Raw genomic sequence first — 20381 nt, 5'->3', positions numbered from 1 at the left:
GGAAGGGCGGCTATGATGGGCCACGTTTTTTATTGCTTACAACCCGGAGACATCCATGAGCAGCGATCTTATCAAGCACGTCACCGACGCTAACTTCGAAGAAGAAGTACTGAAGGCTGCTGGCCCTGTGCTTGTTGACTACTGGGCTGAGTGGTGCGGCCCTTGCAAAATGATCGCCCCGGTTTTGGACGAGATCGCTGGCACCTACGCTGGCAAGCTGACCGTTGCCAAGCTGAACATCGATGAAAACCAGGAAACCCCGGCCAAGCACGGCGTACGTGGTATCCCGACACTGATGCTGTTCAAGAACGGCAACGTCGAAGCCACCAAGGTCGGCGCGCTGTCGAAGTCGCAACTGGCTGCTTTCCTCGACGCCAACATCTAAGCGTTGTTATAAAGCGTCATGAAAAGGCCCCGCATAATGCGGGGCCTTTTCGTTATTGAGGGCTAGACGCTCCGAAACTCAGGTGGTACATTCGGCCCCGCACTGGTTTCTCCACTGCCCCCTGCTAGCCGTCGCCGACGCACTCCTTTTCGAATAAGTACGCGATCCTGTCGCCTTCTCTGCGGCGCGGCCTCATTAAGCCAAAAGCTTAATTTCCCCCCTCCATAAATGATTACGTCATTCCTATATGAATCTGACTGAACTCAAGCAAAAGCCGATTACCGAACTGCTCGAATTGGCCGAACAGATGGGCATAGAAAATATGGCCCGTTCGCGCAAGCAGGACGTGATTTTCTCCCTGCTCAAAAAGCACGCTAAAAGCGGCGAGGAAATCTCCGGTGATGGCGTGCTGGAGATTCTCCAGGACGGCTTCGGCTTCCTGCGCTCCGCTGACGCTTCCTATCTCGCCGGCCCAGACGATATCTACGTCTCGCCGAGCCAGATCCGCCGCTTCAACTTGCGCACCGGTGACACCATCGTTGGCAAGATCCGCCCTCCAAAGGAAGGCGAGCGGTATTTCGCGCTGCTCAAGGTCGACACGATCAACTACGATCGTCCCGAGAACGCGAAAAACAAGATTCTCTTCGAGAACCTGACCCCGCTGTTCCCGACCGTGCGCATGAAGATGGAAGCCGGCAACGGTTCCACCGAAGACTTGACTGGTCGTGTCATCGACCTGTGCGCCCCGATCGGTAAAGGCCAGCGCGGCCTGATCGTTGCACCGCCGAAAGCCGGTAAAACGATCATGCTGCAGAACATCGCGGCGAACATCGCACGTAACAATCCTGAAGTTCATCTGATCGTATTGCTGATCGACGAACGTCCGGAAGAAGTGACCGAAATGCAGCGCACCGTTCGCGGCGAAGTGGTTGCCTCGACGTTCGACGAGCCGCCAACCCGCCACGTGCAGGTTGCCGAAATGGTGATCGAGAAGGCCAAGCGCCTGGTCGAACACAAAAAGGACGTGGTGATCCTGCTCGACTCCATCACCCGTCTGGCGCGTGCCTACAACACCGTGATCCCGAGCTCCGGCAAGGTACTGACCGGTGGTGTCGATGCCCACGCCCTGGAGAAACCAAAACGTTTCTTCGGCGCTGCACGGAACATCGAAGAAGGCGGCTCGCTGACCATCATCGCTACCGCGCTGGTTGAAACCGGCTCGAAGATGGACGAAGTGATCTACGAGGAATTCAAAGGCACCGGCAACATGGAACTGCCTCTGGATCGCAAGATCGCCGAAAAGCGTGTGTTCCCGGCCATCAACATCAACCGTTCCGGTACTCGCCGCGAAGAGTTGCTGACGGCCGACGACGAGCTGCAGCGTATGTGGATCCTGCGTAAGCTGTTGCACCCGATGGACGAAGTCTCTGCCATCGAGTTCCTGGTCGACAAGCTGAAACAGACCAAGACCAACGACGAGTTCTTCCTGTCGATGAAGCGCAAGTAAATCGCAGAAAGTCAGCAAAAGCCGGGGAAACCCGGCTTTTTGCTATCTGATTTTTGATGAACCGGCAGTTCGTGGTTCTGAATAGAGGGGTTCGGCGCTAAACTGCCTGCCCCGAACGCCCGGCCAACACGAGGCTCACGCATGCAGTATCGCGACTTGCGCGACTTTATCAGCGGCCTGGAAAAGCGCGGCGAACTCAAGCGCATCCAGGTTCCAGTGTCCCCAGTGCTCGAAATGACCGAGGTCTGCGATCGCACGTTGCGCGCCAAGGGCCCTGCGCTGCTTTTCGAAAACCCTACCGGTTATGACATTCCAGTACTCGGCAACCTGTTCGGCACCCCCGAGCGCGTGGCGCTGGGCATGGGCGCAGAAGCGGTCAGCGAATTGCGCGAAATCGGCAAGCTGCTGGCGTTCCTCAAGGAGCCCGAGCCGCCGAAGGGCCTGAAGGACGCCTGGTCGAAGCTGCCGATCTTCCGCAAGATCATTGCCATGGCGCCGAAAGTCGTCAAAGACGCGATCTGCCAGGAAGTGATCATCGAAGGCGACGATGTCGATCTGGCGATGTTGCCGGTACAGACTTGCTGGCCGGGCGACGTCGGTCCGCTGATTACTTGGGGCCTGACCGTCACCAAGGGGCCGAACAAGGATCGCCAGAACCTCGGCATCTACCGTCAGCAAGTGATCGGCCGCAACAAGGTGATCATGCGCTGGCTGAGCCATCGTGGCGGCGCGCTGGACTACCGTGAGTGGTGCGAGAAACACCCTGGCCAGCCGTTCCCGGTATCTGTGGCCTTGGGCGCTGACCCGGCAACCATTCTTGGCGCCGTGACGCCGGTGCCGGACAGCCTCTCCGAATACGCTTTCGCCGGTCTGTTGCGCGGTAACCGCACCGAGCTGGTGAAGTGCCGCGGCAATGACCTGCAAGTGCCGGCCACCGCCGAGATCATCCTCGAAGGCGTGATCCATCCGGGCGAAATGGCCGATGAAGGTCCATACGGCGACCACACCGGCTACTACAACGAAGTCGACAGCTTCCCGGTGTTCACAGTCGAGCGCATCACCCACCGGATCAAGCCGATCTACCACAGCACCTACACGGGCCGTCCACCGGATGAGCCGGCGATTCTCGGAGTGGCGCTGAACGAAGTGTTCGTGCCGATCCTGCAAAAGCAGTTTCCGGAGATCACCGACTTTTACCTGCCGCCCGAAGGCTGTTCGTACCGCATGGCCATCGTGACCATGAAGAAGTCGTATCCCGGCCATGCCAAGCGGGTAATGCTCGGTGTCTGGTCGTTTTTGCGACAGTTCATGTACACCAAGTTCGTTATCGTCACCGACGACGATATCAACGCACGGGACTGGAACGACGTGATCTGGGCCATCACCACGCGCATGGACCCCAAGCGTGACACGGTGATGATCGACAACACGCCGATCGACTACCTGGACTTCGCCTCGCCGGTCTCCGGCTTGGGCTCGAAGATGGGGCTCGATGCCACGCATAAATGGCCAGGCGAAACCACTCGCGAGTGGGGCCGGGTTATCGTCAAGGATGAAGCCGTTACCCAACGGATCGATGCCATCTGGAATCAGTTAGGAATAGATTGATGCGTGTAACCTTGCAGCCCTCCGGAGCAGTGCTAGAGATTCTGCCCGGCGAGCGTATTCTCGATGGCGCGCGGCGCCTGGGCTATGAATGCCCGCAGAGCTGTCGCAACGGCAATTGCCATGTGTGCGGCGCGTTGCTGGTGGAAGGGCGGGTCGAACAGGCCGGCGATGTGCGCGACCACGGCGAGTTCTACACTTGCATTGCAGAGCCGCTGGAAGACTGCATCGTGCTGTGGGATGGCGTGCTCGCGCTGGGAGAGTTGCCGGTGCGCAGCGTGTCGTGTCAGGTCATTGAATGTAGAGACGTCGGCGGCGATACCTGGCGCGTGCGTCTGCGTGCGCCTGCGGGCAAGTCGCCGCGCTATCACGCCGGTCAGTACCTGATGATCGAGCGTGAGAACGGCGAGAAGTCCGCTTTCTCCCTGGCCTCTGCACCGCATTCCGGCCGCGATCTGGAAATTCACGTGCTGGCGCGCGAAAGCAGTGCGCTGAGCCTGATCGAACAGCTTCAGCGCAACTCGATGGTGCGCATCGAGATGCCATTCGGCGACACCCATCTGGCGGAATTGCCGGACGGTCCACTGGTACTGATTGCTGCCGGTACCGGCATGGGCCAGATCCACAGTCTGATCGAACATTGCCGGGCCACGGGTTTCAAGCATCCGGTGCATCTGTATTGGGGTGTGCGTCGTCCCGAAGACTTTTATGACATTGAGCATTGGGACGAATGGTTGAAGCTGCCCAATCTGTTCCTGCATAAAGTCGTCAGCGATCAATGCGGCTGGGGAGGGCGCTGCGGCATGTTGCATGAGGCGGTGTGTGAAGACTTCCCTGATCTGAAAGCCCTGCACGTCTACGCCAGCGGCTCTCCGGCGATGGTCTATGGCACGCTGGATGCGCTGGTCGAAGCGGGGATGGATGCCCATCAAATGCGCGCGGATGTTTTCGCTTATGCGCCCCGATCTTGATCCTCGATTTTAAATCGTTATAACTCCCCATATAGCCGATCGGTATTTATAGATTTATATAAATGCCGGTAGGTTATATCTTATTCAGGCAATAAGTTTCAGAGCGCCGCCATGGCACTTAAATTGCCTTAAAACATATGTGCCTTATTGTTACAGCGGTGCGTTCTATTAAGTAATTCTTTACCCGCGGGGAGCTGAACGCTATTCGCCATGAGCGCCATTGAATCTGCTTTTTTGAATCTGGCTTACCCTCCGCGGCTCGATCTGGGGCCGCAGCTCACGCACGAACAATTACTCGGCTCGATGCAATCGACCATGGCGCGCCACAAGGGTGGGCCGGTCTGGCTATTCGCTTATGGTTCGCTGATATGGCGCCCTGAATGTGCAGCGGTTGAGCGAGTGCGCGGTCGCGTGCATGGCTACCATCGCGGTTTATACCTGTGGTCCCACGAACATCGCGGTACGCCGGAAGTGCCCGGGCTGGTGTTTGGCCTGGATCGCGGCGGCTCATGCAGCGGGTTTGCCTATCGCTTGCCCGAAGAACAACTCGAAGCTTCGCTTTATGCGCTCTGGCAGCGTGAAATGCCATTTCCGTCCTATCGCCCACATTGGCTTAACTGCCGTCTTGAAGACGGAAGCCAGGTTCAGGCATTGGGATTTGTATTGGAGCGGCACCTGCCCAGCTATGCCGGCAACTTGCCGGATCATGTGCTGAGCCAGGTGTTCGAAAGCGCTTGCGGGCGTTATGGCACCACTCGCGAGTATGTCGAGCAGACTGCGCACGCCCTGCGTAGCCACGCCATGCCAGACCGGAATCTGGAGGCGCGGCTCAAGCGCTGCAAATCAAAGGCCGATCAGGCGATCGCTTCGCGGCTCTGACTGGCGACGTTCTTGTGACCCAGGGTGGGTGCAAGGAACGCCATCGCCAGCAGGCAGGCGACGACCAGCAGGATGAAGCCGCCATCCCAGCCGAAATAGTCCACCGTGTAACCCATCAGGGCGCTGGCCGCGACTGAACCACCCAGATAACCAAACAGACCGGTAAAACCGGCAGCCGTGCCCGCTGCTTTCTTGGGTACCAGCTCCAGCGCTTGCAGGCCGACCAGCATCACCGGGCCGTAGATCAGGAAGCCGATCGCGAATAGCGAGATCATGTCGACCATCGGGTTACCCGGCGGATTCAGCCAGTAAACGATCGTTGCAACGGTCACCAGTGCCATGAACACCATGCCCGTCAGGCCACGGTTGCCCCGGAAGATCTTGTCCGACATCCAGCCGCACAGCAGCGTGCCGGGAATGCCTGCCCACTCGTACAGGAAGTAAGCCCAGGATGTCTTGTCGAAGTCGAAGTGCTTGACCTCTTTAAGGTAGGTCGGCGCCCAATCCAGAATGCCGTAGCGCAACAAGTAGACGAAGACATTAGCCAGCGCGATGAACCAGAGCATTTTGTTGCGCAGCACGTATTTGACGAAGATGTCCTTGGCGCTGAATTCTTCTTCGTGGCTGGCGTCGTAGCCTTCCGGGTAATCGTTCTTGTACTTCTCGATGGGCGGCAAGCCCGTCGATTGCGGGGTATCGCGCATGACAATGAAGGCAAATACAGCGACCAGCAACGCCACCGCAGCCGGCACATAGAACTTGCTGTGCCAATCGTTGAACCAGCCCATGCCGAGTATCGCCAGCGGACCAATCAAGCCGCCGCCGACGTTATGCGCGGTGTTCCATACCGAAACCACACCGCCGCGTTCTTTCTGCGACCACCAGTGCACCATGGTGCGCCCGCTCGGTGGCCAACCCATGCCTTGCGCCCAGCCGTTGATGAACAGCAGGATGAACATCATGGTCACGCTGGACGTCGCCCAGGGTGCGAAACCGAATACGAACATCACCCCGGCGGACACGATCAGGCCAAAGGGCAGGAAGTAACGAGGGTTGGAGCGGTCGGACACAATCCCCATCAAAAACTTGGAAAGGCCGTAGGCGATCGCAATCGCCGACATCGCCACCCCGAGTTGGCCTTTTGTATAGCCTTGGGCGATCAGATCCGGGAATGCCAGGGTGAAGTTCTTGCGCAGCAAGTAGTAACCCGCATACCCAATGAAAATCCCGGCGAAGATCTGCCAGCGAAGTCGTTTGTAGGTGTCGTCTATTTTTTCTTCAGGCAATGGAGCCTGATGTGCGGCAGGACGAAAGAAAGCAAACATTCAAGAGCTCCAGATTTCTTGTTTTGACTGCGGATGCGAATGTTACAGTTTCGTTACCGAAAATAGCACCGCTTCACATCGGCCAAACAGGGGAAATGTTGGAGATCGCATGTTCTTTTATGAACATGTCGCTCATATATAAATGCAGGACGGTATGAGGATGGCGGAACCGGGTCGCAGGGCTAGGACCCGGTTTAGATCAAGTAGGTGAGTAAACGATCAGCGAACCTGAACCACCACTTTCCCGACCGCCTTGCGCTGGCCAAGATCATTGATGGCCTGCGCCGCATTGCTCAGGGGATAAACCTGGGACACCAGCGGCTTCAACTTGCCTTCGGCAAACCAGCCAAACAGTTGCTGGAAGTTCGCCGCGTTGTCCTGTGGTTGGCGCTGGGCGAAGGAGCCCCAGAACACGCCGACCACCGCTGCGCCTTTGAGCAGTGCCAGGTTCACGGGCAGCTCAGGGATTCGTCCGCTGGCGAAACCGACCACCAAAAGACGGCCGTTCCAGGCGATGGCGCGGATGGCCTGGTCGAACAGGTCGCCGCCCACCGGATCGTAAATCACGTCGGCGCCCTGGCCATCGGTCAGGCGTTTGATCTCGTCCTTGAGGCTGGTTTCGCTGTAGTTGATCAACTCATCGGCGCCGGCGGCCTTGGCTACCGCGAGTTTTTCCGCGCTGCTGGCGGCGGCTATGACGCGAGCGCCCATGGCTTTGCCGATTTCCACGGCGGCGAGGCCGACGCCACCGGAAGCGCCGAGCACCAGCAAGGTTTCACCGGGTTGCAGGTTGCCCCGTTGCTTGAGGGCGTGCATCGAAGTGCCGTAGGTCATGCTGAATGCGGCAGCAGTGTTGAAGTCCATCGATGACGGGATCGGCAGCACGTTGTAGCCCGGCACCGCGACCTGCTCGGCAAAGCTGCCCCAGCCAGTCAGGGCCATGACCCGGTCACCGACCTTGAGGTGACTGACCTTTTCGCCCACCGCGCTGACCACCCCGGCCGCTTCGCCCCCCGGCGAAAACGGGAAGGGCGGTTTGAACTGGTATTTACCCTCGATGATCAACGTGTCCGGGAAATTCACCCCAGCCGCGTGCACGTCCAGCAGGATTTCATTCTTCTTCGCGACAGGACTGGCGACGTCTTCCAGCACCAGCGATTCGGCAGGGCCGAAGGCTTTGCACAGCACGGCTTTCATCAGGGCTATTCCTTTGGGAGTGATGGCCGATAAGTGTAGGTGTGTGAGTCATTGGGTCAACGAGCATGCCCGACCCTGATAGTCAGCCATAAGCTTGTGCTTGAGCGGCGGGTCGTTATGCTTGGCCGCAAACCGGATAAGGAGCGAATTGTGAAAGCGTGGATCATGTTGTTGCTGGCCCTGTCTCTGCCTGTGGCAGCGATGGCCGAAGAAGCCAAAGAAGGTGAAGCCCCGAAGGTCAATTACATCACCCTGAGCCCGCCATTCGTGGGCAACTATGGGCTGGACGGCACGCCGAAGCTCAAGGTCTACAAGGCCGATGTGGCGTTGCGGGTGACCGGTGAAGAAGCGACCAAAGCGGTGAAGGCCAATGAGCCATTGATCCGCAATCAGCTGGTGGCGTTGTTTGCGCAGCAGACCACTGAAGCCATGAACAATGTTGAAGCCAAGGAAAAACTGCGTCAGGAAGCCTTGAAGCAGACTCAGCAAGTGATGAACGACGAGACCGGCAAGCCGGTGGTTGAGGATTTGTTGTTCAACAACCTGATCATTCAATAAGTCTTTTGCTGTCCGGGCTAACCCTTTCGCGAGCAAGCCCGCTCCCACAGTTGACCGCGTACTTATCCAGCAACTCGGTTTAATGTGGGAGCGGGCTTGCTCGCGAAGGCATTCTTGCTGTCGCTACATCGCTCATGCCCGTAATGCAATCACCGCCGCCCACTGCTCGGCTGTCACTGGCATCACCGACAGCCGCGAACCCTTCTGCACCAGTGGCATCTCGGCGAGCGCCGTTTGCTGCTTCAGATAATCGAGCTTCAGCACCTTGGGAAACGTCTCGATATGCGCAACATCAATCGCGCTCCAGGCGTTTTTCTCGGCAGTGGCCTTCGGGTCGAAGTAATGACTCTCAGGCTCCAGCGCCGTCGGGTCCGGGTACGCGGCTTCGACAATCTTGCCGATCCCGGCAATTCCCGGCTCCGGGCAGCTGGAGTGATAGAAGAAAAACGCGTCACCCACCGCCATGGCCCGCAGGAAGTTACGCGCCTGGTAGTTGCGAACCCCGTCCCAGCGCGCTCGGCCAAGCTTCTCCAGGTCTTTGATCGAGAGTTCGTCGGGCTCGGATTTCATCAGCCAATAGGCCATGGTTTTGCTCCTTGCGAGGTGAGTGGGCAAGTGGTCGGGCAATTTTATGACAAACCGACGGTCGGTTGACGCCAGCGTTTGCGTGTAGGTTCACGTTGTCGCAAAATGCCGGCCTTCTAAGCTTGACGCTGCTGCACGGCCTACACCTACAACGGAAACCGCTGCTGTCATCGTGTTGATGTGCCTTTGGGGGGCAATCGATGAAACGCAAACCGGATTTACTATGGATTTTGGTAATTTTATTCGGCCTTGGTGTCGTGACCACCGGCTATGCCCAAAGCCTGTGGAACAACAAACCCGATGCTCCCGTCGAGATCGCACAGCAACAGCCGTCGGCCTTCAAGCGCTGAACCTGTCTTTCGACGCCGCTGAAATCAGTGGCGTCTAGTCCGCGAAATACCACGCCTTGTCCGTGACCGTTCCCTGCAGCGGTACATCCCAGCTCGCCTGAGCCAATCGTTGAACCTTCTGACATTCATGGGCCAGGCCCAGCAGCGTCGGCTTGCGCCAGTTTTTGCGGCGCGCCAGGTACGCCAGGCTTCGATCGTAGAAGCCACCGCCCATTCCCAGGCGTCCGCCGACATCGTCAAACCCCACCAGCGGCAACAACACCAGGTCCAGCGCCCAGACTTTGCGTTGTCGAGCGATGTTGTGCCGAGGCTCGGGGATGCGAAAGCGGTTGGGTTTAAGCTTTTCGCCGGGATGAATCCGCTGGAACACCATTTTGGTTCGCGGCCAGGCACTGAGCACCGGCAGATAAATCGCCTTGCCCCGACGTTGCGCGGCACGCGTCAGCAGGTGCGGATCGATTTCACCGTCGTTGGGCAGGTACAGAGAGATGTGTTTTGCGCGGCGGAACAGCGGGTGCTGGGCCAATTGCTTATACAGCCCGCGAGCGGCCTCGCGCTGCTGACAGGGTGTCAGTGCGCGGCGGGCCTTGCGCAGCATGCGTCGAAGTTGCGGGCGGGGCAGCAGCGCAGGTTCGGTCATGGATTCAGGCTTCGCAAGTGCGAGTACTAAAGCGTACCCGTAAAAAAGCCGATGCCGGTATTTAAACCGGCATCGGACTGGAATCAGGCTCCCCGGATGAACCGCTGTCGACTTAGCCCTTGAACCCGAAAGTTCAAGGTGGAAGATGCAGTAGGCTTTAAGGCTTTCCGTCTAGCGGACATGCACACCAGCCCAACGTGCAACCTCCAGGGTAGTGCGAATCGGCTCAGGGACGTCGTCAACTGGCAAGCACCCCAGGGAGTGATGCGAGTATACCCCAAGCGGTCACGCGAATCAGCCCTTGGTGACATCCGGATCGGTTGCCAGTACCAGATCGACGCGGTCCAGCAGGTCGCGAACCTGCTCACGGGTCGAGCCGCTGGCCTGTACATCCGGGCGTTCTTCCTTGTGCAGAAGATCGTGCGTGATGTTCAGCGCGGCCATCACGGCGATGCGGTCGGCGCCGATGACTTTGCCGCTGCTGCGGATTTCGCGCATCTTGCCGTCCAGGTAACGGGCAGCGCTCACCAGGTTGCTGCGCTCTTCCTGGGGGCAGATGATCGAATATTCTTTGTCGAGGATCTGCACGGTAACGCTATTGCTTGAACTCATGAGTCTTGCTCCAGGGCCTTGAGGCGCGAAATCATCGATTCGACCTTACGCCGGGCGATTTCATTTTTTTCAATGAGGTGCGCGCGTTCCTCGCGCCAGCTCTTTTCCTGAGCTAATAGGAGTCCATTCTGACTCTTTAGTTGCTCGACTCGAGTAATTAGCAGTTCGAGTCTGGCCATCAGCGCTTGCAGGTCGGTGTCTTCCATTGTGTCCACTGAGTTTGTGTCTGATGGATGGCAGGCCCTGTACGAAACTGCCTGCGCGTCGATCATGCTGCGTTAAAAACAGGCTCGCCTGATCGGCGCTCGGCGAGTTTCGTACAGACCCTGGCTGGCGGACAGCCTTTAATAGTCTTGGCGAGTCTGTCGATGTAGGATACAAGGCCTTCATTCTAGACATAGCGCCGTCTGGCGCCTAGCTGCCCATGCCCATTCAGAATTCTCCGTACCAAGCCTTTGCCACCCTGCTGAGCACCAGCGGCCATCCCGTCTCGCCTGCCGAACTGCATGGCCTGTTGCTCGGCCGCAGTTGCGCCGGTGCCGGCTTCGAAGCCGACAGCTGGTTGGCAGACGCCGCCGAGCTGCTCGAAGGCGAGCCACAAGACAACGTTCGCAACGCCTTGATCGGCCTGCAAGAGATGGTCAAGGGCGAGCTTACCAGCGACGACATGACCGTTGTTCTGCTGCTGCCGACCGACGACGCGCCACTCACCGAGCGTGCGGCTGCACTGGGCCAGTGGTGCCAGGGCTTCCTTACTGGCTTCGGTCTGACCCGCCGTGAATATGCCTTGAGCACTGAAGCCACTGAAGTGCTGCAGGATCTGGCCGCTATTGCCCAGGTACAGGACGCGCTGGAAGAGTCCGACGACGGCGAAAGCGACTACATGGAAGTGATGGAGTACCTGCGCGTCGCTCCGTTGCTGCTGTTCACCGAAACCAAGAAAACCGACGAAGCGGCTGCCAAACCGTCGTTGCATTAATCGCGTGCAAGGGAAAGCCATCTGCCCATGATTCATATCCCGAAATCGGAATACAGCCGTCGCCGCAAGGCGCTGATGGCGCAGATGGAACCCAACAGCATCGCCATCCTGCCCGCCGCCGCGGTGGCCATCCGCAACCGCGATGTCGAGCACGTCTACCGTCAGGACAGCGACTTCCAGTACCTCAGCGGTTTCCCCGAGCCTCAAGCCGTCATCGTCTTGATGCCCGGCCGTGAGCATGGCGAATACGTGCTGTTTTGCCGGGAACGTAATGCCGAACGGGAATTGTGGGATGGCCTGCGCGCCGGCCAGGAAGGCGCGATCCGCGACTTCGGCGCCGACGACGCATTCCCGATCACCGACATCGACGACATCCTGCCGGGCCTGATCGAAGGCCGTGACCGGGTGTACTCGGCCATGGGCAGCAACCCGGAATTCGATCGGCACCTGATGGACTGGATCAACGTGATCCGCTCTAAAGCGCACCTCGGCGCCCAGCCGCCGAACGAATTCGTTGCCCTGGATCATCTGCTTCACGACATGCGCCTGTATAAATCGGCGGCAGAAGTGAAGGTGATGCGCGAAGCCGCACGGATTTCCGCTCAGGCACATATTCGTGCGATGCAAGCCAGCCGTGCCGGTTTGCATGAGTTCAGCCTTGAAGCCGAGCTCGATTACGAATTCCGAAAGGGCGGGGCGAAGATGCCGGCCTATGGGTCGATCGTCGCGGCGGGGCGCAACAGCTGCATCCTGCATTACCAGCAGAATGACGCGGTGCTCAAGGACGGCGATCTGGTGCTGATCGACGCTGGTTGCGAGATCGACTGCTACGCCAGCGACATCACCCGCACCTGGCCGGTCAACGGCAAGTATTCACCAGAGCAGAAGGCGGTTTACGAGTTGGTGCTGGCTTCCCAGGAAGCAGCGTTTGCCGAGATCGCGCCGAACAAACACTGGAATCAGGCGCACGAAGCCACGGTCCGGGTAATTACCGCCGGCCTGGTGAAGTTGGGCCTGTTGCAGGGCGACGTCGACGAGTTGATCGCCAGCGAAGCCTATAAAGCGTTTTACATGCACCGCGCCGGCCACTGGCTGGGTATGGATGTGCACGATGTTGGCGAATACAAGGTCGGCGGCGAATGGCGCGTACTGGAAGTCGGCATGGCGCTGACGGTCGAACCGGGCATTTACATTGCTCCGGACAACCAGAGCGTGGCAAAGAAATGGCGCGGTATTGGCGTACGCATCGAGGACGACGTGGTGGTCACCAAAACCGGTTGTGAAATCCTGACTAACGGCGTGCCGAAAACGGTCGCCGAAATCGAGGCCTTGATGGCCGCAGCACGGACACAAGCGGCATGAGTCGAGTCAATCTGGCAATCATCGGTGGTGGTCTGGTCGGCGCCAGTTTGGCGTTGGCGTTGCAGGCCGGGGCCAAGGCCCGTGGCTGGAAGATCGTGCTGATCGAACCGTTTGCCCCCGGCGACACTTATCAACCGAGTTATGACGCCCGTTCTTCGGCGCTGTCCTTCGGTGCCCGGCAGATTTATCAACGGTTGGGCGTGTGGCAGGAAATCTCTCGCCGCGCCGAGCCGATCAAGCAGATTCATGTCTCCGACCGTGGGCGTTTCTCCACCGCGCGGCTGTCGGCGATGGAAGAGGGCGTTCCGGCGCTGGGTTATGTGGTTGAAAACGCCTGGCTTGGCCAATGCCTCTGGCAAGGTCTGGACAAAGACGTGATCAGTTGGCGTTGCCCGGCGGAAGTCACCCGCATGGAACCGCTGACCGACGGCTATCGCCTGACCCTTAACGATGAAACCATCCTGGAATGCGACCTTGCGGTGCTCGCCGATGGTGGCCGTTCCGGTTTGCGTGAGCAACTGGGGATTGGCATCAAGAAACGCCCGTACAACCAGAGCGCGCTGATCGCCAACATCACCCCCAGTGAAGCGCACAACGGCATGGCCTTCGAGCGTTTCACCGACGATGGCCCGATGGCCTTGCTGCCGTTGCCGGACAATCGTTGCGCCTTGGTCTGGACCCGTCTGGGCATGGACGCGCAACGGCTGGCGGCCCTGGATGACCGCAGTTTTCTCGGCGAGTTGCAGGGCATCTTCGGTTATCGCCTCGGCACGTTGAAACAGGTGGGCGCACGGCATTTGTATCCGCTGTCGCTGATCGAAGCCGAGGAACAAGTCCGCCCGCATCTGGCGATCCTCGGCAACGCCGCCCACAGCCTGCATCCGATCGCCGGGCAGGGTTTCAATCTATCGTTGCGTGACGCCCAGGCGCTGGCCGACAGTTTGTTGGGCAGCGAGACCGGGCCCGGCGATTTCGCCACCTTGCAGGCTTATCGCGAGCGTCAGCGTCTGGACCAGAGCCTGACCGTGGGTTTTTCCGATCAGGTCACCCGCTTGTTCGGCAGCACTCAGCCGCTGGTTTCCCTGGGCCGCAACATTGGGCTGCTCGGCCTCGATCTGCTGCCGCCGGCCAAGCGCTGGTTCGCCCGGCAGGCCATGGGGTTGGGTACGCGTCCCGATGATTAAGCGAAAACCGGGCAGGGTGCACCTGCAAGTCGATATTCATGACGGCGCGAGCACTTGGGTGACGCGGGTCGAGAAAAACCTTTATGTGCGGCTCAAGCCGCAAGCGAGATAGGCTTAAAGCATGGAAATGCGCGCAGATCTGCTGATTGTCGGGGCCGGAATGGTCGGCAGTGCCCTGGCGCTGGCGTTACAAAACAGTGGGCTCGAAGTCCTGCTGCTGGACGGTAGCCCCCTGAGCGTCAAACCTTTCGATGGGCAGGCTCCGTTCGAACCGCGGGTGAGCGCCTTGTCGGCTGCCAGCCAGCGAATACTCGAACGCTTGGGCGTCTGGGATGGCATTGTCAGCCGGCGCAGTAGTCCGTACACCGACATGCACGTCTGGGATGGCAGCGGCACCGGGCAAATCCATTTCTCGGCGACCAGCGTCCATGCCCAAGTGCTCGGGCATATCGTCGAGAACCGCGTGGTTCAGAACGCTCTGCTCGATCGACTGCACGACTGCGATCTCGGGATGCTGGCGAATGCGCGTCTGGAGCAGATGCGCCGCTCCGGTGACGACTGGCTGCTGACCCTGGCCGACGGCCGAACCTTGCGAGCGCCTTTGGTAATTGCGGCGGATGGCGCCAATTCGGCCGTTCGGCGCCTGACCGGCGTTGCGACTCGCGAGTGGGATTACATGCACCACGCGATCGTTACCAGCGTGCGCAGCTCAAAACCTCATCAAATGACCGCCTGGCAGCGATTCACCGACAATGGCCCGCTGGCGTTTCTGCCGCTGGAACGGGACGGTCAAGGGGATTGGTGCTCGATCGTCTGGTCGACCACGCCCAGCGAAGCCGAACGCCTGATGGCGCTGGACGACGAAGGCTTCTGCAAGGAGCTGGAACGGGCCTTCGAGGGTTGCCTCGGCACAGTGCTCAGCGCTGACCCGCGTTTGTGCGTGCCGCTGCGTCAGCGTCATGCCAAGCGGTATGTGGCTGAAGGCCTGGCGCTGATCGGCGATGCGGCCCACACCATCCATCCGCTGGCCGGGCAGGGCGTGAACCTCGGTTTCCTCGATGCCGCAGTATTGGCCGAAGTGCTGTTGCAAGCGGCTGCACGCGGCGAGCGGTTGGCGGATGTGAAAGTGCTCAGTCGTTATGAGCGTCGGCGCATGCCCCACAACCTGGCGTTGATGGCGGCGATGGAAGGGTTCGAGCGACTGTTCCAGGCCGATCCGTTGCCGGTGCGCTGGTTGCGTAATACCGGGTTGAAGATGGTCGATCAAATGCCCGAGGCCAAGGCGTTGTTCGTGCGTGAGGCGCTTGGGTTGATTGGGGATCTGCCGGCGTTGGCCAAGGCCTGACATCATCGCTGCAGCTGATGGCCTCTTCGCGAGCAAGCCCGCTCCCACATTTGAAATGCATTCCAATGTGGGAGCGGGCTTGCTCGCGAAGGCGGCGGCACATTCAACGCACATCCCAAACCGTGCAACATCCGGTAACGCCTCCACTCACTGTTCGATTGAGAAGCGAAATGTGAGTCCTTATCATTTGCCCTCACTTCCCCATTCGAGAGACCGCTTCCATGTTGGCACCCAAGCGTCTACTGACCGCACTGGCCCTGACCCTGATTGGCAGCACCGCCGCCCAGGCCGCCGACGAGGTGGTGGTTTACTCCTCGCGTATCGATGAGCTGATCAAGCCAGTCTTCGATGCCTACACCCAGAAAACCGGCGTGCAGGTGAAGTTCATCACCGATAAGGAAGCGCCGCTGATGCAGCGGATCAAGGCCGAGGGCGAAAACGCCACTGCCGACCTGCTGCTGACCGTCGATGCCGGCAACCTCTGGCAGGCCGAGCAGATGGGCATCCTCCAGCCGTTCACTTCCAAGGTGATCGACGCCAACATCCCGCTGCAATACCGTGCGTCCTCCCATGCCTGGACCGGCCTGAGCCTGCGGGCGCGGACCATCGCCTACTCCACCGACCGGGTGAAACCCGGTGAGCTGACCACCTACGAAGCGCTGGCCGACAAGCAATGGGAAGGCCGCCTGTGCCTGCGCACGGCGAAGAAGGTCTACAACCAGTCCCTGACCGCCACCATGATCGAAGTCCATGGCGCCGAGAAAACCGAGAAAATCCTCAAGGGCTGGGTCAATAACCTGTCCACCGACGTGTTCTCCGACGACATTGCCGTGCTGGAAGCGATCAACGCCGGTCAGTGCGACGTCGGTATCGTCAACACTTACTACTACGGTCGTCTGCACAAACAGAAGCCGGACCTGCCGGTGAAGCTGTTCTGGCCGAATCAGGGCGACCGTGGCGTGCACGTCAACCTGTCGGGCATTGGCCTGACCAAACATGCGCCGCACCCGGAAGCCGCCAAGGCGCTGGTGGAGTGGATGACCACGCCTGAAGCGCAGAAGATTTTCGCTGACGTGAACCAGGAATTCCCGGCCAACCCTGCCGTTCAGCCTTCAGCTGAAGTAGCGAGCTGGGGCAAGTTTGTGGCCGACACCTTGCCGGTGGAAATTGCCGGCAAGCGTCAGGCTGAAGCGATCCGGATGATGGATCGGGCTGGCTGGAACTGAGTCTGTCGATATACTGCGCCACAGAATGAAGTCGGCGGCGTCCCTGCCGGCCTGATCGTTCCCACGCTCTGCGTGGGAATGCATCCACCGACGCTCCGCGTCGAGGCGTGACGCAGAGCGTCACAAGATGTGTGCCCACGCAGAGCGTGGGCACAATCATTTAAACGAGAGCTTTCCTTGGCCCACCCCGCCCAACGCCGCTGGTATCCCCTGGTCTTCGCCATTGCTGCGCTGGTCCTGCTGCCCCTGAGCGTCCTGCTTCTCTCCTGGCAAACCATCGATCAGCAGATCTGGTCCCACCTGTGGGACACCCAGATGCCGCGACTGCTGGGCAATACACTCACGCTGGTCCTCGGCGTCGGTTTTGGCGTAACGCTGCTGGGCGTCAGCCTGGCCTGGCTCACCAGCCTCTGCGAATTCCCCGGGCGGCGTTGGCTGGATTGGGCGTTGATGCTGCCCTTTGCCATTCCTGCTTATGTGCTGGCATTTGTCTTCGTCGGACTGCTGGATTTCGCCGGCCCCGTGCAAACCTTGCTGCGCGAATGGTTTGGCAGCGGTTTGAGGCTGCCGCGAGTGCGCTCCACCGGCGGTGTGATTCTGGTGCTGGTGCTGGTTTTCTATCCGTACGTTTACCTGTTGGCACGTACCGCATTCCTGGCCCAGGGCAAAGGCTTGATGGAAGCAGCGCGAGTCCTTGGGCAATCCCCATGGCAGGCGTTCTGGCGAGTTGCGTTGCCCATGGCACGTCCGGCCATCGGCGCGGGAGTGGCGTTGGCTCTGATGGAAACCCTGGCGGATTTTGGTGCGGTGTCGGTGTTCAACTTCGATACGTTCACCACCGCTATCTACAAGACCTGGTACGGCTTTTTCAGTCTTTCCACCGCCGCGCAACTGGCCAGCCTGTTGCTATTGGTGGTGATGGTCGTGCTGTATGGCGAGCGCCGTGCCCGCGGGGCCAACCGGGCGAGCAACGAACGGCCACGGGTCAAGGCGTTGTATCACCTGCGCGGGGTCAAGGCGCTGGCGGCCATGAGCTGGTGCGGCCTGGTCTTCGCCTGCGCCTTCGTCATTCCCGTGCTGCAACTGGTGGTGTGGTTCTGGCAACGCGGGCGCTTCGATCTGGATGAGCGCTATACCGGATTGATCATCCACACCCTTTATCTGGGCGGCATGGCGGCGTTGATCACTGTTGGTGTCGCTCTGGTGCTGGCCTTTGCCCGTCGATTGGCGCCGACCCGGGCGATCCGCTCCGGCATCAGTCTGGCCAACCTTGGCTACGCCTTGCCGGGCTCGGTGCTGGCGGTGTCGATCATGCTGGCGTTCAGTTACCTGGATCGCGAACTGGTGATCCCGCTGTCGGGCTGGCTTGGCGGCGCGAGCAAACCGTTGCTGCTAGGCAGTCTGTCGGCGTTGTTGCTGGCCTATCTGGTGCGTTTCATTGCGGTGGCCTATGGACCGCTTGAAAGCAGCCTGGCGCGAATACGGCCCTCTTTGCCCGAAGCAGCACGTAGCCTTGGCGTTAGTGGGCCACGACTGTTTTTCAAAGTGTATCTGCCGCTGCTGCTTCCGGGCACGTTGAGTGCGGCGTTGCTGGTGTTCGTCGATGTGCTCAAGGAAATGCCCGCGACCCTGCTGATGCGCCCGTTTGGCTGGGACACGCTGGCAGTGCGTATCTTTGAAATGACCAGCGAGGGCGAGTGGGCGAGGGCCTCGTTGCCGGCATTGACCCTGGTGTTGGTCGGGCTGTTACCGGTCATCGGATTGATCCGACGTTCGGCGCATCGAAACACGTAGGTGTCAGTCCTACACCTTGCGGCTACAATGCGCGGCATTCGGTGCGGTCCGTCTTTCAGACCGGGTGGCTGAAACGGCTGAAAGTCTTTTATTTCAAGGCATTTCACCCCGTGCAGCGCCTGTCCGCACCTTCGCCACGCCCGGAAGGAGAAACCCATGGGACAGCGTACGCCTCTGTATGACCTTCATCTCGCCCTCGGCGCGAAGATGGTCGATTTTGGCGGTTGGGATATGCCTCTGCATTACGGCTCGCAGGTCGAGGAACACCATCAGGTGCGCCGCGACTGCGGGGTTTTCGATGTATCCCACATGACCGTGATCGATGTTGACGGCCCCCAGGCCAAGGCCTGGCTTCAGTATTTACTGGCCAATGACGTCGAACGTCTGCACAGCCCCGGCCGTGCCTTGTACAGCGCCATGCTCAACGAGCACGGTGGCATCGTCGACGACATGATCGTCTACCGTCTCGAGGACGGTTATCGCCTGGTGGTCAACGCCTCCACCCGCAATCAGGACCTGGCCTGGATGCAGGCGCATCTCGGTGACTTCGAGGTGCAGCTCAACGAGCGCTCCGAACTGGCGATGCTGGCCATTCAAGGGCCTCACGCCCGGCACAAGATTGCCGAACTGGTGACTCAGTCCCGTGGCACGCTGATTCAGCAGCTCAAATATTTCGAAGGTCAGACCGACGGTGACTGGTTCATCGCGCGCACCGGTTACACCGGTGAGGATGGTCTGGAAATCGTGCTACCGGCCGATCAGGCTCCGGGCTTCTTCAACGATCTGGTGGGCGCGGGTATTTCCCCGATCGGCCTCGGCGCCCGCGATACCTTGCGTGTCGAAGCCGGCATGAACCTCTACGGTCAGGACATTCATCAAGAAGTTTCGCCATTGGCCTCCAACATGGCTTGGAGCATTGCCTGGGAACCGGCCACGCGCCAGTTCATCGGCCGCACAGCCCTGGAAGCGGAAAAGGCCAGCGGCGTGCAGCACAAACTGGTGGGTCTGGTCCTTGAAGAACGTGGAGTTTTACGGGCCCATCAAGTGGTTCGCATCGCCGATGTTGGCGAAGGGGAGATCACCAGTGGTAGTTTCTCTCCTACGCTTAGCAAGTCGATAGCACTGGCGCGCGTGCCGGTGGCCACCGCCGACCGCGCTGAAGTGGAAATCCGTGGCAAGTGGTACCCGGTTCGAGTGGTCAAACCGACCTTCGTACGCCACGGCAAAACTTTGATCTAACTTTTTTGGCGGGCAATAACCGCTGACATTTTTCTTGAGGACACAGAACATGAGCGAAATCCCTGTCGACCTGCGTTATGCCGAAAGTCACGAATGGGCCCGTCTAGACCATGATGGCGGCGTGAAAGTGGGTATTTCAGACCATGCTCAGGAAGCCTTGGGTGACGTAGTGTTCGTTGAGCTGCCGGAAATCGGCAAAGTGTTCGCTGCCGGTGAGGCTGCGGGTGTAGTCGAGTCGGTCAAGGCAGCGTCCGATATCTACTCGCCAGTCTCCGGCAAAGTCATTGCTGTCAATGAAGAGTTGGCCAACAACCCGGAACTGGTCAACAGCGCGCCTTATGACAGCTGGTTCTTCAAGCTCGAGCCAAGCGATACCTCTGAGCTGAACAACCTGCTCGACCCGGTGGCCTACAAGGCTGCTATTGGCGAGTAAGCCTTAGCGTTACCCCAAAAGCCCCGATTTTTCGGGGCTTTTTTGTCTCTGCTAACTTGATGCGCTGGAGATTAAATGTGGGAGCGGGCTTGCTCGCGAAAGCGATTAATCATTCAACTATATGTCGACTGGCCCATCGTTTTCGCGAGCAAGCCCGCTTGTATGGTAGGACTTGAAGGGAGGAGGAGGGACAAAGCCCGATTCT

At 59.4% G+C, this 20381-nt stretch carries 21 protein-coding genes, 1 other RNA gene and 1 pseudogene; 16 read left to right on the top strand and 7 right to left on the bottom strand.

All coding sequences use genetic code 11. From position 1 onward, the window contains the following. Nucleotides 1–55: 55 nt before the first annotated feature. From trxA to KVG95_RS13675, 5 genes are all read left to right on the top strand, one after another. Nucleotides 56–385: a thioredoxin TrxA gene (gene trxA / locus KVG95_RS13695; RefSeq protein WP_007899382.1), complete on the top strand. Its 330-nt coding sequence runs from the start codon at nt 56–58 to the stop codon at nt 383–385. Nucleotides 386–632: 247 nt separating this feature from the next. Then, nucleotides 633–1892, top strand: coding sequence for a transcription termination factor Rho (gene rho, locus KVG95_RS13690; protein WP_007899384.1), 1260 nt, complete (start codon nt 633–635; stop codon nt 1890–1892). Between the two features lie 141 nt (nt 1893–2033). Continuing rightward, the gene (gene ubiD / locus KVG95_RS13685; protein ID WP_217856819.1) at nt 2034–3500 is read left to right on the top strand and encodes a 4-hydroxy-3-polyprenylbenzoate decarboxylase; all 1467 of its coding nucleotides are present in this window, start codon (nt 2034–2036) and stop codon (nt 3498–3500) included. Next, a complete protein-coding gene (locus KVG95_RS13680; RefSeq protein WP_217856818.1) occupies nt 3500–4468 on the top strand; it encodes a CDP-6-deoxy-delta-3,4-glucoseen reductase in 969 nt (322 codons plus the stop codon). The genes ubiD and KVG95_RS13680 overlap by 1 nt, the downstream gene beginning before the upstream one ends. Nucleotides 4469–4678: 210 nt before the next feature. After that, nucleotides 4679–5347, top strand: a complete 669-nt coding sequence (locus KVG95_RS13675; RefSeq protein ID WP_050682219.1) for a gamma-glutamylcyclotransferase — start codon at nt 4679–4681, stop codon at nt 5345–5347. Here KVG95_RS13675 and glpT read toward each other — a convergent pair. Both glpT and KVG95_RS13665 read right to left on the bottom strand, forming a co-directional pair. After that, the gene (glpT, locus tag KVG95_RS13670) at nt 5323–6672 is read right to left on the bottom strand and encodes a glycerol-3-phosphate transporter (protein ID WP_052964553.1); all 1350 of its coding nucleotides are present in this window, start codon (nt 6670–6672) and stop codon (nt 5323–5325) included. The genes KVG95_RS13675 and glpT overlap by 25 nt on opposite strands. A gap of 219 nt (nt 6673–6891) precedes the next feature. Continuing rightward, complete coding sequence (locus KVG95_RS13665) at nt 6892–7869, bottom strand: NADPH:quinone oxidoreductase family protein (protein ID WP_122841051.1); 978 nt, start codon at nt 7867–7869, stop codon at nt 6892–6894. Between the two features lie 150 nt (nt 7870–8019). Between KVG95_RS13665 and KVG95_RS13660 the strand changes: the two genes are divergently transcribed. Next, nucleotides 8020–8427, top strand: coding sequence for a flagellar basal body-associated protein FliL (locus KVG95_RS13660; RefSeq protein ID WP_038980837.1), 408 nt, complete (start codon nt 8020–8022; stop codon nt 8425–8427). 132 nt (nt 8428–8559) lie between these two features. On the opposite strand, the gene KVG95_RS13655 is transcribed toward KVG95_RS13660, so the two are convergent. Then, entirely contained in the window at nt 8560–9012 is a 453-nt protein-coding gene (locus KVG95_RS13655; RefSeq protein ID WP_217856817.1) for an EVE domain-containing protein, read from the bottom strand. A 200-nt stretch (nt 9013–9212) separates the two neighbouring features. Between KVG95_RS13655 and KVG95_RS13650 the strand changes: the two genes are divergently transcribed. Further along, nucleotides 9213–9362, top strand: a complete 150-nt coding sequence (locus KVG95_RS13650; protein ID WP_018927582.1) for a hypothetical protein — start codon at nt 9213–9215, stop codon at nt 9360–9362. Nucleotides 9363–9396: 34 nt separating this feature from the next. Here KVG95_RS13650 and KVG95_RS13645 read toward each other — a convergent pair whose 3' ends face one another. From KVG95_RS13645 to KVG95_RS13630, 4 genes are all read right to left on the bottom strand, one after another. Continuing rightward, nucleotides 9397–10002 (bottom strand): 5-formyltetrahydrofolate cyclo-ligase, encoded by a 606-nt coding sequence (locus tag KVG95_RS13645; protein ID WP_217856816.1) that lies wholly within the window; start codon nt 10000–10002, stop codon nt 9397–9399. Between the two features lie 85 nt (nt 10003–10087). Continuing rightward, a non-coding RNA gene (gene ssrS, locus KVG95_RS13640) (6S RNA) lies at nt 10088–10266 on the bottom strand. 30 nt (nt 10267–10296) lie between these two features. Further along, complete coding sequence (locus KVG95_RS13635) at nt 10297–10614, bottom strand: cell division protein ZapA (protein WP_007942435.1); 318 nt, start codon at nt 10612–10614, stop codon at nt 10297–10299. After that, complete coding sequence (locus tag KVG95_RS13630; RefSeq protein WP_007899405.1) at nt 10611–10820, bottom strand: TIGR02449 family protein; 210 nt, start codon at nt 10818–10820, stop codon at nt 10611–10613. The genes KVG95_RS13635 and KVG95_RS13630 overlap by 4 nt, the downstream gene beginning before the upstream one ends. Nucleotides 10821–11038: 218 nt before the next feature. Between KVG95_RS13630 and KVG95_RS13625 the strand changes: the two genes are divergently transcribed. The 9 genes and pseudogenes from KVG95_RS13625 (at nt 11039) to gcvH (ending at nt 20176) form a co-directional block, all read left to right on the top strand. After that, nucleotides 11039–11593: a YecA/YgfB family protein gene (locus KVG95_RS13625; RefSeq protein WP_008012538.1), complete on the top strand. Its 555-nt coding sequence runs from the start codon at nt 11039–11041 to the stop codon at nt 11591–11593. Between the two features lie 27 nt (nt 11594–11620). Further along, nucleotides 11621–12955: a Xaa-Pro aminopeptidase gene (gene pepP, locus KVG95_RS13620; protein ID WP_217856815.1), complete on the top strand. Its 1335-nt coding sequence runs from the start codon at nt 11621–11623 to the stop codon at nt 12953–12955. Continuing rightward, a complete protein-coding gene (gene ubiH, locus KVG95_RS13615; RefSeq protein ID WP_217856814.1) occupies nt 12952–14139 on the top strand; it encodes a 2-octaprenyl-6-methoxyphenyl hydroxylase in 1188 nt (395 codons plus the stop codon). Before pepP ends, ubiH begins: the two co-directional genes overlap by 4 nt. A 22-nt stretch (nt 14140–14161) precedes the next feature. Beyond that, a pseudogene (locus KVG95_RS13610) lies at nt 14162–14251 on the top strand (tetrameric acyl-CoA thioesterase); the annotation flags it as partial. A gap of 15 nt (nt 14252–14266) precedes the next feature. Then, nucleotides 14267–15484, top strand: a complete 1218-nt coding sequence (locus KVG95_RS13605; protein WP_217857055.1) for a 2-octaprenyl-3-methyl-6-methoxy-1,4-benzoquinol hydroxylase — start codon at nt 14267–14269, stop codon at nt 15482–15484. 221 nt (nt 15485–15705) lie between these two features. Next, the gene (locus tag KVG95_RS13600) at nt 15706–16710 is read left to right on the top strand and encodes an extracellular solute-binding protein (RefSeq protein ID WP_123360961.1); all 1005 of its coding nucleotides are present in this window, start codon (nt 15706–15708) and stop codon (nt 16708–16710) included. A gap of 177 nt (nt 16711–16887) precedes the next feature. Then, nucleotides 16888–18504, top strand: coding sequence for an ABC transporter permease (locus tag KVG95_RS13595; protein WP_217856813.1), 1617 nt, complete (start codon nt 16888–16890; stop codon nt 18502–18504). 156 nt (nt 18505–18660) lie between these two features. Next, the gene (gene gcvT / locus KVG95_RS13590) at nt 18661–19743 is read left to right on the top strand and encodes a glycine cleavage system aminomethyltransferase GcvT (protein ID WP_217856812.1); all 1083 of its coding nucleotides are present in this window, start codon (nt 18661–18663) and stop codon (nt 19741–19743) included. A 49-nt stretch (nt 19744–19792) separates the two neighbouring features. Continuing rightward, nucleotides 19793–20176: a glycine cleavage system protein GcvH gene (gene gcvH, locus KVG95_RS13585; RefSeq protein WP_217856811.1), complete on the top strand. Its 384-nt coding sequence runs from the start codon at nt 19793–19795 to the stop codon at nt 20174–20176. Nucleotides 20177–20381: the final 205 nt, after the last annotated feature.

This window comes from Pseudomonas farris, assembly GCF_019145235.1.
GTDB classification, from domain to species: domain Bacteria; phylum Pseudomonadota; class Gammaproteobacteria; order Pseudomonadales; family Pseudomonadaceae; genus Aquipseudomonas; species Aquipseudomonas farris.
Note: the sequence above shows the minus strand (reverse complement) of the source record. Positions and strands in the feature narration are given on the sequence as shown.